Source organism: Bradyrhizobium sp. 62, from assembly GCF_023073035.1.
In the GTDB taxonomy this organism is placed as follows: domain Bacteria; phylum Pseudomonadota; class Alphaproteobacteria; order Rhizobiales; family Xanthobacteraceae; genus Bradyrhizobium.
The window spans coordinates 46,311-56,327 of sequence record NZ_JADPIT010000011.1 but is presented as its reverse complement, the minus strand read 5'-3'; the positions used below and the strand labels follow the sequence as shown (position 1 = coordinate 56,327).

At 58.4% G+C, this 10,017-nt stretch carries 10 protein-coding genes and 1 pseudogene; 5 read left to right on the top strand and 6 right to left on the bottom strand.

The features are described from left to right. A partial coding sequence (locus tag IVB47_RS07010; RefSeq protein ID WP_247460679.1) for a porin family protein occupies positions 1-730 on the bottom strand: 730 nt, incomplete at its 3' end. An 83-nt stretch (positions 731-813) separates the two neighbouring features. Here IVB47_RS07010 and IVB47_RS07005 point away from each other — a divergent pair. Both IVB47_RS07005 and IVB47_RS07000 read left to right on the top strand, forming a co-directional pair. Beyond that, the gene (locus IVB47_RS07005; RefSeq protein WP_247460678.1) at positions 814-1,467 is read left to right on the top strand and encodes a transcriptional regulator; all 654 of its coding nucleotides are present in this window, start codon (positions 814-816) and stop codon (positions 1,465-1,467) included. 438 nt (positions 1,468-1,905) lie between these two features. Beyond that, positions 1,906-3,234, top strand: a complete 1,329-nt coding sequence (locus IVB47_RS07000; RefSeq protein ID WP_247460676.1) for a hypothetical protein — start codon at positions 1,906-1,908, stop codon at positions 3,232-3,234. Between the two features lie 89 nt (positions 3,235-3,323). Here IVB47_RS07000 and IVB47_RS06995 read toward each other — a convergent pair whose 3' ends face one another. From IVB47_RS06995 to IVB47_RS06980, 4 genes are all read right to left on the bottom strand, one after another. After that, positions 3,324-3,569 (bottom strand): hypothetical protein, encoded by a 246-nt coding sequence (locus IVB47_RS06995; RefSeq protein WP_247290227.1) that lies wholly within the window; start codon positions 3,567-3,569, stop codon positions 3,324-3,326. A 71-nt stretch (positions 3,570-3,640) separates the two neighbouring features. Beyond that, the gene (locus IVB47_RS06990) at positions 3,641-3,949 is read right to left on the bottom strand and encodes a hypothetical protein (protein ID WP_247290229.1); all 309 of its coding nucleotides are present in this window, start codon (positions 3,947-3,949) and stop codon (positions 3,641-3,643) included. Between the two features lie 135 nt (positions 3,950-4,084). Then, entirely contained in the window at positions 4,085-4,222 is a 138-nt protein-coding gene (locus IVB47_RS06985) for a hypothetical protein (protein WP_247290231.1), read from the bottom strand. A 549-nt stretch (positions 4,223-4,771) separates the two neighbouring features. After that, complete coding sequence (locus IVB47_RS06980) at positions 4,772-5,320, bottom strand: HAD family hydrolase (protein WP_247290233.1); 549 nt, start codon at positions 5,318-5,320, stop codon at positions 4,772-4,774. Between the two features lie 393 nt (positions 5,321-5,713). Here IVB47_RS06980 and IVB47_RS06975 point away from each other — a divergent pair, with 393 nt between their 5' ends. Genes IVB47_RS06975 through IVB47_RS06965 form a run of 3 tightly spaced genes read left to right on the top strand, consistent with a single transcriptional unit; the run spans position 5,714 to position 8,401 of the window. Next, a complete protein-coding gene (locus IVB47_RS06975) occupies positions 5,714-6,574 on the top strand; it encodes a YqaJ viral recombinase family protein (protein WP_247460674.1) in 861 nt (286 codons plus the stop codon). After that, the gene (locus IVB47_RS06970; protein ID WP_247460671.1) at positions 6,558-7,754 is read left to right on the top strand and encodes an ERF family protein; all 1,197 of its coding nucleotides are present in this window, start codon (positions 6,558-6,560) and stop codon (positions 7,752-7,754) included. The genes IVB47_RS06975 and IVB47_RS06970 overlap by 17 nt, the downstream gene beginning before the upstream one ends. Positions 7,755-7,762: 8 nt before the next feature. Then, a complete protein-coding gene (locus IVB47_RS06965) occupies positions 7,763-8,401 on the top strand; it encodes a hypothetical protein (protein ID WP_247460669.1) in 639 nt (212 codons plus the stop codon). A gap of 1,232 nt (positions 8,402-9,633) precedes the next feature. On the opposite strand, the pseudogene IVB47_RS06960 reads toward IVB47_RS06965, so the two are convergent. Further along, a pseudogene (locus tag IVB47_RS06960) lies at positions 9,634-10,017 on the bottom strand (NAD-dependent epimerase/dehydratase family protein); the annotation flags it as partial.

The window sequence follows — 10,017 nt, the reverse complement described above, 5'->3', positions numbered from 1 at the left end:
TCGTCTGGTTCCAGCTGTTGGCGCGGATATCGCGGCCAACCAGCGTGTTCGTGACATCGAAGAGCTCGTTCGAGGTCTTGGCGTTGTAGAAGGCCGAGCGATACTCGGTCTTCATGAACCAGCCGGGCGACTGGATGCCGAAGATATTCAGGTTGTTCTCGACGCCACCGCCGATGAACCAGCCGTTGCGGTTATAGCTGTTGAGGTGGATCCCCGCGGGAACGCCGGCGAGCGTCATGAAATTGGTCTGGCCGAAGTGAGCGCCAGAGTAACCGCCGTTGACGTAGGAGAGAACGTTCGGAGCGACCAGCCAGCCGAGGCGCACACCTGCGGCCCAAGAGTCTTCCAGCTTTTGCGTACCGGTGAGGCCGCCAACGACCGTCGGATCTTGGATGGTGGCGCGGATGCTGCCGAACTGACCGTCAGCGAACACGCCGGCGACCCAGGTGCCGCTGAACTGCCAGTCATAGCCGAGGCCAACGGTGCCGAACCAACCCGAACCACCCTGACGCTGATCAATAGTGAGCGGAACCGCGCCGACCGTGGTCTGGACGCGCTGGTCCGCAGCAGAGAGGCCGCCGCCGGCGCCACCGAAGATGTAGAAGCCGGTCCAGTTGGCGACGGGCGCCGCCATCGGGGCCTTCACGTAGGGACGGGCGCCCAGGTCAGCGGCCGAGGCTGAACCAGTCATCGCCGCGATCGCGGTGAGAGCAAACAAAATCTTCTTCATCACAAAAATCCCCAAGCGGTGTGCGTCGATGTCTTGGGCAATCTATCCCAAACGGCCCAAAATGCTGTAACCCGAGGGCCACAGTGACGGGCAATCGATGGGCGATGCTGGCTAGCAACAAGGCAATCCTGGCTGAATTATTCCGCGACAATCCAGCGGCCACAGCCGTCTATCTAACTGAAAGCATGAGGGAAAACGACTTTGATGCCGCGCGGACGGCTCTCAGCCGCGTTATGCAAGCTCAAAACGTGCAGATGTTAGCGCGGGACGCTGGTTTGAGACGGGATGCCCTGTACAGAACATTCGGGGGTCGAATCGACCCTCAGCTCAGCCGCATCCTAAGGCTCTTTGATGCGCTCAACGTACAGGCCAGCGTGGTGCGGTCGGATCCCTCTGAGGTGCAGACTGCACCGAGCGGGACGGCACCCGATGATCCCGAAGGGATCGCAAACCGACTAACGCAAGGCCTAGCCAGCAATCGCTTCGAGGAAGCCGTCCTTGCATTGAAAGAAGCCGTGCTGGCCCAGAATGTCTCCTCCCTGGCGAGGGAGGCTGGGATCGAGCGTAGAACAATGTACAAAACATTCGGCGGCGCCGTAGATCCACATCTCAGCCGAATTTTGAAGGTCCTCGCGGCAATGCAGCTTCGGCTGCTTGTCGTTCCGCTTCCAGACAGATCAGGGCTACCACGACCCAAACTTGGTCGGCCGCCAAAAGCTTCAAAAGCCTCTAGCTAACGAGCCGCCAACTTTTTACGCCGAATTGCGCGCCATTATCTACGCGCAACAAGGGGCCGTGCCGAGGACGCCATTGAGATCGGCCCGTCGCATGTCCTGTCCGTGATCGAAGTCAGTCGGCGCCTCGATCAGCTTCTCATCGCGCGTCACCAACGTTGCGCAGCACTTAAATCCAAACCTTTAGCCCATGCCCTTTTCCCCAACAGCAAAACCTGAGGATCCTGAAGCCGGTTGAATGCTGGCTTACTCTCCTGCTGCGAGTCCCTTTCGATGGGCGCCAATTCTCTAAAGGTTTCGGTAACCAAACAATTCGTTCAGAGGCAGTCAGCGAGCTGCACCCACCCTGCTCATACAACCTTTGCATTGTTAGCCGCTACAGTGTGATCACAACGAGAAAATCGCCAGCAAGAGTATCGCGTGATAAATAAGACCGTTGGGATGGACACGTCGCCAGTGTCCCGCCGCCGCATCAGTTCAGGCGACACGAACTCGCGGCTTCCGATCGCTCTGGTGATGCTGTGCGGGTTTGCAGGCCTTGGGCTCCGTTACCTCGTGCGCGAGCACGCCACCGACGACGCCATTCAGTTCCTGATCCCGTGGTATTGCTTTGCTCGAGATCACGGGATCGGCGCGCTGGCGGAACCTTTCACCAACTACACCCCGTTTTACAGCTACCTCCTGCTGATTGCCGCGCGATTTGATTGGCTGGGCCAGCCACTGTCCCTCGTGAAAGCGATCTCGGCCGTCTTCGAGTTGGGCTGCGCGATCGCTATCGCCCGGATCGTCTGGCGAGCGACAAGGGTGCCATTGCGCACCGCCTTGGCCTTCTGCGCTGTTTGGCTGGCGCCGACGGTGCTCTTCAACGGCGCAATGTGGGCACAGGCCGATTCGATCTGGACGTTCTTCACGCTGGTCTCCGTAGCCCTGTTCATGCGGGACCGAAATGGCGTTTTGCCATTCGCGGCGGCGGTTTCGGTGAAGGCCCAGGGCGTCTTTCTAGGGCCCTTAGTGTTGGGCGTGCTAATGCGCCGCAGGATCCACCCAGCATGGCTCGCCGCTGTTCCCGGGATTTACGTGGTTCTCGCCATTCCGGTTTTCGTCGCTGGCAGATCCTTAGCCTCCGTAGCGGGTGTCTATTTAGAGCAAGCTCACACATTCCATCGCCTCACAATGAATGCAGCGAACATCTGGGTATTGGCTGGGGGTACACCGTACGAGATCGGAGTCGCCATCGGCTTGGTGCTTGCGGCTGTGAGCGGACTTGCTTTGTCAATGTTCATCGCGCGTTCCAAACGAACGGGCCCAGAGTTCATTCTGCTCGCCGCGTGCGTCTCGCTCATGCTCATGCCCTACTTGCTTCCGAAGATGCATGAGCGTTATTTCTATGCCTTTGAGCTCGCGTCTATCGCCTTGGCCTGCATCAATCCGCGCTATTTGCCGTTCGCCGTGATTGCTCAGGTTGACGGCGTGTTATCCTATCTTGGATTCGAGAGCGGTATCATCATGGGTTTGCTGCCGGCGGCGCTCGGCAACACCTTTCTCGTGTTCTACCTCGTGCTTGATCTTTGGCGCGGCGAACGTGGATTTCATTTCCCAAAGCTTGCCTGGCTTGGCTTCACCGTTTCGATTGGAGGATTGCTGAGCTATTTAGTGCTCGCAGGTAGCGGGTGGAACATGTCGCCCGCGTATTTAATTGCCACGGGTCTTGCCGCGGCCATGACGATGTGGCTTCTCATACAGTCGCAGGTCGCACGTCAACCGACGTGAAGCTGCAAAGTCTGACGTTGCGCAAACCTTCAGTTGCCTTTCAGAGTAGGCAGCGCGACATCCGCAAGCTTCCAGTCGCTCAACTCGGTTCAACTAGTCGCCACGCCGCGGGACCCGCGGTTGCCATCGATCACAGCGATCACGCCATCGATGAAGGCTTGGCACTCAGCGTGGGTCTTGAACGTGCCCTTGTACTTCCCGAATAGGAAGACCGTCCGGCCGTGCCCCTTTCCGAAGAAGTATTGGCCGACGTGTCCGCCGCCTTCGTCTTTGAGCTCAATGCTACCAAGGCTTTGCGCTGACTTGAGGTCTGTCTCGGGTAGCTTGATCCGCACATGTGTCTCCGTGATTCACGGCCAGGCTAAGGACGTTAGCGGCCTCAGCGTCAACTGGCGTGTCCAGCAGATCAGCGCTTCGCCGCGTTACCAGCCAATTCCATCGCTAGGTCCAGAGCTGCAACTCCAATTTGATCTGAAGAATTAGATTTGCAGCGCCGGTCCATCCAAGCAACGATCGCGGAGAAGTCGCCGCCGCCGACAATGTCCCTCTCAGCACTCACGTTTAACCCGCTGACGAAGCCCACGACCCAGGATTCAAAAGCTGCCTTTACGACTAAGTTCTTCTTCCTATTCAGCCAAGCGGTACAAGATTGCGAGCCCGCGCCCACGATCGTTGATCCGGCGTTCAGGGACGTCGGCAAGAGTAGCATCATCATTATGGCAAGCGCTCGTCTCATCTTTTCCTCAACCGAAAACGGCTCCTTCCAAGGAGGCTCTATCTGTTCCTTTGCCCGACGGCGCAAGCGCATTTTTTTTCGATGCCCCTGCGCATGTGAATGGACGCTCGATCGCTATCTCAGGCTCGAATCCGGCCAATGAGGAACCTCATCCGCGCGGCGGGATCGACCCAAGTTCTGCCGCACCGTCGCGTAGAGCACAAACAGGCCGATGGTGATCGCGACAGCCAGCAGTGGGAACATGTAATTCATGCAGCCTCCAAGAATTGAATACTAGCAGCCCGTCCAATCGGCGCGACGCTCTCCGGCCTGAGACCCTACACTGCCAGTTTCCTACTCAGCTCGTGGTTTCTCATCCGGCATTCCGCTTCAAATGTTTGAGCCCCCGCCGTTGCCGCGAGAGAGCAGCCTTCTCATACCGTTCCAAGCTCGACAAATATCTCATTTGCTTTGGTTCCGCGCCCTCGATCACCGCCAACATCAGAATTAACCTAAGAGCTCGCAGGCGATCCTGGCGGCTCCTAGCTTGAGCCAAATCTTGGACTGCGACATGCATGTCCGTACCTTTGAAGCCTTCCGCAAAGACTGCATCGAAACCAGAACCGGCGGGGTTCGTCCCAACGAGATAAGCCATGCCGATAGGCGTTGCGGCTCGATGCTGTTTTGCCGACGCTTGTTTGCGGCCCGGTACTCCTCGCTGCGTTTGCGCGATTGGCTTCGATTTGTCGCTTTGACGCCAACTTGCCTCCTTGATTTCACTATTTCGCAGTCGAGCGATCCGCATTATCGAAGACCACGGCCTCAATCCTCGGTTACCGCGCCTCGGCGATGCGACGGAGGATACGACGGATCCCGCAACAACGGCGCAATGAACGTATGTAGGTTTGATCCATCAAACAGATAGGCGGCTATTCCGGCCGCGTGTGCCGCAGAAAGATCGCTCTGCTTGTCACCGACCAGGAAGCTAGCATCGATGTCCACCGAATACCGCTCAAGGAGGGCTCTGATCATGCCCGGCTGCGGCTTACGACAGCTACAGAGGACACGGTAACGCTCAATCAGACCATCGGGGTGATGGGGGCAGAATTCGAACGCATCGATACGCGCACCAACCATAGCAAGTTCACGCGACATCCATTCGTGCAGATTGCGAACATGCCGCTCCTCGTAAAACCCCCTCGCGATTCCTGATTGGTTCGTCACGACAAACGCAAGATACCCGGCGTCATTGACTGCTTTGACGGCCTCTTGCGCTCCTTCCACCCACCGGATCTGGCCGGGATCGAAAGCGTAGCCGTCGTCCTCATTGAGGACGCCATCACGATCGAAAAATACTGCCGGATGCTTCAAGTCTCAGGGGCCCAAGTTGGAGGCAATACCCACGATCTTCCGACAATCACGGCTTCATTTCAACATGTCATGCGACCGGACAATCGTTCTCGGCGAGCGCGCCTTTTGTATCCAGATCTTTGCGGTTCATGCGTGAATTGGCTTCGTTTTGTCGGTTTATACCGGTCAGCCTCGTCCCGTCCCTGCCCTAAGCCCGTGAGAACAAGAGCGATTCCTGTCGCTAAAACGAGCAAGATTGTTGCTGCAGAAAGGACTGGCCTTCATTCGCGATTGGAGCGTTACTGATTCGACCGGGCGCCACCTGCGATCCTAGCGCCGGTATCTCGCCTCGCGGACGCGGGGCTTCAGGCAGTGCGGCAAATGAAGCCGCTTGTTTTTGCGTAGGAGATACCGGTGACAACAGTTCAAACAAACGGCGCCGATGCGCCCAATCACATCATCAGGTTCAACCCCAATGACCGCCGCCACTTCATCGGCGGCTCGGATGCACGTGTCATCATGGGTGATGATCAGGACAAGCTCATCCGCCTTTGGCAAGAGAAACGTGGAGAGGTCGCACCAGAAGATCTCTCGGATAATCTCATCGTCCAGCTCGGCACGATAACAGAGGTCCTCAATCGCGCCTGGTACCACCGCTCAACAGGACAAACCATCTCCGACATCCAGAAGAGGGTTCGGCATCCGGTGCACAAATGGATGGCGGCAACACTCGATGGCATGGTCGAGCAGACTGGAGCGGTGTTCGAGGCCAAGTTCATGCTGCCTTGGGCCTTTACAGAGGAAGCCGCGGCCGAGAAACATATGGCCCAGCTGCAGCACAACATGTGGGTCACAGCGTCCCGCAGCGCCGTTCTCTCGATCATCACCGGCGGTGGCAAATGGGTTGAGATCAAAATCCACGCCGATCCGCTCTATCAGCATCTGCTCCTCACCGCCGAGAAGAAATTTTGGCGCTGCGTTCAGAGCGGCGAGACGCCTCTGCTCTTCAACATCGAAACGCCGCGACCAAGGCTGGAGGCCGTTAAGGTCGTCGATATGTCTTCGTCCAATACTTGGGGCGAGTTCGCTGCAACCTATCTCCGCACCAAGGACGCCCACGGGGCGCACGAGCTCTCCAAAGCTGAGTTGAAGAAGCTCGTGCCCGAGGATGTCAAGGAGGCAAGCGGGCACGGGATCAAGGCCAAACGCTCCAAGTCCGGGGCCATCAGCTTCGACGCTCTCGCTGTGGAGGCCTCCGATGCATCAATCCAGTGAGCGGATCGGGGCGATCGCGGGCGCCCTCGCCCGGGCGCAGGCCGAGCTAACCAACCCGGAAAAGACCCTGACGGCGGTGATACGGTCCCCCTTCCCGCGGGAGGACGACCGGACCTTCCGCTACGCCTCCTTGGCCTCCGGCCTAGACCTTGTCCGCAAGCCCCTCAGCAAGCAGGAGATCGCAACCGTCCAGACCACAAGGATCGACTCCAGCAGCGGCCAAGTGCGTCTCACGACCCTGCTGGCCCATGCGTCCGGCGAATGGATCTCCTCCGATTGGCCGGTCTGCGCGGCAAAGGAAATCGAGGCGCCACATCGGATGGGTGCCTCATTGACCTATGCCCGTCGCTACGCCCTATTTGCTCTGGTTGGCATTGCCGGTGAGGACGACCTCGACGCTCCCGATGCAATCGCCGGCCCTCCCACTGCCGCCGAGCCGCAAATGGCTCCCGGCCCAAAGGGAAAGCCTGCCAAAGCCGTCTTGAACCGACCGGCTGTCCTGAAACCTCAGCAATCGGCTGAGCTGCGGGAGCGGCTGCTGCCCGAGTTGGCGGCCGCGGGGAATACTGACGACCTCTTGGCTTGGGCCAAAGCCAGCCTTCCCTTGAAAAACACCCTGCTAGAGGCGGATGCCCGGGCGCTTGAGTCGGCCTATCTGGTGAGGTTCGAGGAGACGGCCCGCCTTGAGACCGAAACTCATCTACCATCATCTGAGGCTGAGAGCGCCCCCGGACAAGAACCGGCGGAAGAACTTTCCCTCTCCCAAGCCGCTATCCCAGGCTCACGCTCGGACGGGCCGGCGGATCAGCCAGGGAGCGGCCTCGCCTTCCCCAAAGAGCCCCCGCGCAAGCGGAGCAAGGCCCACCTTGCTTTTATCCGGGCACAGCCTTGCCTGGTCTGCAAGCAGGCTCCATCCGATGCCCACCACCTCAAGTTCGCCCAGCCGCGAGCACTCGGGCGCAAGGTCAGCGACGAATTCACCGTGCCATTATGCCGCTCTCATCACCAGGCCCTGCATCGGCATGGCAACGAAAAGGCGTGGTGGGCCGATATGCAGATATCGCCCTCGCCTGTCGCGAACGAATTATGGGCAACCAGCCCTGTTCATGACCACGCCAATCCTACTGTGGCCACTTTCGACACCACATCGCAGGGCCGGCCGGAGGTCACACGCCAATGAATGGCCCCTTGAGCAACGCCACGCCCGCAACCACATCCGCTATTCCAGCCGAATTTCAGGCCTTGTGTCCTGCTCCGCAACTTCTGCCTGGAGAAAGCATCGACCATTATCGCGCGCTCCAGACCGTCATCTTCCGCGACATAGCCCCCCAATCGGCCATCGAGTGGCTGCTTGCCATTGATGTTGCGGAGCTGTCCTGGGAGATGCAGCGCTATCGAATTCTGCGGCACAAGCTGCTGGAATCATATCGACAAAAAGCAATTGAGATGACGCTTCGTCGGATAGATGTGCCCGGCATCGTGCCTGACTTCAAACATGACGCCGAACGCTACATCACTCAGAACGCGCTCGATTGGCGGCTCGATCGCATTGCGGCAGACGAGATCGAAGCACGTCTCGCATCATATGGCTTCGATCAGCACAGCATTAGCGTGGAAGTATATGTGCAGGCCCGTGAGATGTTCACGCTATTCGAAACGCTAATGAACGCAGCACAGTTGAGACGGCTGTTCTTGTTGAAGGAGATCAGCAGCCGTCGTCGAATGCAGGACCCGGCCAACTTCGTCCCTGGTCAACCGAATATCCGATCGAGAACGAGGTACAGTTCGCTGCTGCAGAACCAATCCGGCGGTGCTTCGCGACCATGAAGGCGGATCGTGTGTTTCGGCGTGGAACAAGGGCGCTGACTCACCTCTGATGAGGTTCAAGCCGGCTCGCATTGCTTTCACAAAGGAATCAACCTGATGCAGCGAGCCCTACGTCCGTCCGCCCTGGTCCTCGCAGGTTTGATGTGGAGGGCCCCGACTGTGACGGCGCCGCGACCGTGATCACCGTCCGTCCCACGATGACCACGGCTGCACCAACGTTCCATCAGAGCTCCCTTTGGACGCCGGGGGTGCCAGTCCAACTCCCATTGACATGAAACCGCCTTGTACCGCTGTCGGGAGGCTTTTCTTCGTCACCTTGCATCTCTCGATATCAGTGACCCTTTGCATGCTACCATCGAAACATAGGCGCGCAGCTTAGCTCGGACCGAGAATCAAATAGAGGATGATGACGCCCACGATCACGGTCCAGGCAATTGATGTGGCGACAGTCCGTATCTGCGTTGGCATCGACGCCCCTCCCACAAACAAGGGACCGCTTGCACTCAAGAAACGGCCTCTTGAGCCTCACTTAAAAAGATGTCCGGTAAATCTCTTCCCCGGGTCGGCCATCATCAAAGGCCGAATTCGGCTCCCTGTGAAGACACAGGCCGTTCGACGATCGACGGAACAATTCTGATGTTGCGAGAGAGACACACTGGATCATTCAGTATCGTTTCCCAGCCACGCCCGCCGTCACTGGTCTGGTACCCTGTTCGCGATCGCAGTCGCTGCCTCTTTCGCAGCCTGTTCATCCACTGCCGACCTTTCCGCAGCTTACCCAAACAGCCCCCCAGATCTATCGGCCCCAACTGTGATCAACTATCTCAAAGCCGCAGCAGCCCAGGCGAAGCTTCAACCACCGCTGGAAATATCGGCACCAATCCCAGCGCCCGCGAACTCGTCCATCCCGTGGATCGTCTGCCTGCGAAGCGGAGCCACGGAGCAGACAAAACGCTGGGCTTACAGTCTTTTCTTCATAGACAACGAGATGAATAATTTCCGATATTCAGCCACCCTTGAGCGTTGCAAGTCGCAGACCTTTCTCCGCTTTAAATAAGGCGTGCGCGACTGTCTAGAGCTCCGCGCGATCAGAGTCATCTGCTTGTGATCGAATCCGCCCGAGCTCGACGTCAACCGACTATATGGGCCGCGCCCCCTGCAACAGCTCCAGCATGCAAATTGAATAGCGCCGCCAGCTAACACAGGAAATGATGTGGTGGAGACGGACCCATCTATCTATTTGACAAGTAGGCCTCGTAAGCACAGTTCAATCCGTCCGTGAGCGACGTCGTAGCGCGCCAGCCGAGATTAGCGAGGCTCCGACGTCGAGCAGCTTGCGCGGCGTACCGTCTGGACGCGAGGGGTCGAAACAGATCTCGCCGCTGTAACCGACGATTTCGGCAACCAGGCGGGCGAATTCGGCAATGGTTATGTCCTCGCCGGTGCCGATGTTGACAAGCTCGGCACTGGAATAGCTCTTCATCAGGTGTACGCCGGCATCCGCCATGTCGTCGACATAAAGGAACTCGCGTCGCGGCGTGCCGGTACCCCAGACTATGACACTTTTCGCGCGCGAAAGCTTGGCCTCGTGGAAGCGGCGGATAAGGGCCGCCACA

Excerpts from the sequence above, each read along its gene's own strand:
- IVB47_RS07000 (WP_247460676.1), top strand. The coding sequence starts at position 1,906 with ATGGACACGTCGCCAGTGTCCCGCCGCCGCATCAGTTCAGGCGACACG.
- IVB47_RS06990 (WP_247290229.1), bottom strand. The coding sequence starts at position 3,949 with ATGATGATGCTACTCTTGCCGACGTCCCTGAACGCCGGATCAACGATC.
- IVB47_RS06985 (WP_247290231.1), bottom strand. The coding sequence starts at position 4,222 with ATGAATTACATGTTCCCACTGCTGGCTGTCGCGATCACCATCGGCCTG.
- IVB47_RS06970 (WP_247460671.1), top strand. The coding sequence starts at position 6,558 with ATGCATCAATCCAGTGAGCGGATCGGGGCGATCGCGGGCGCCCTCGCC.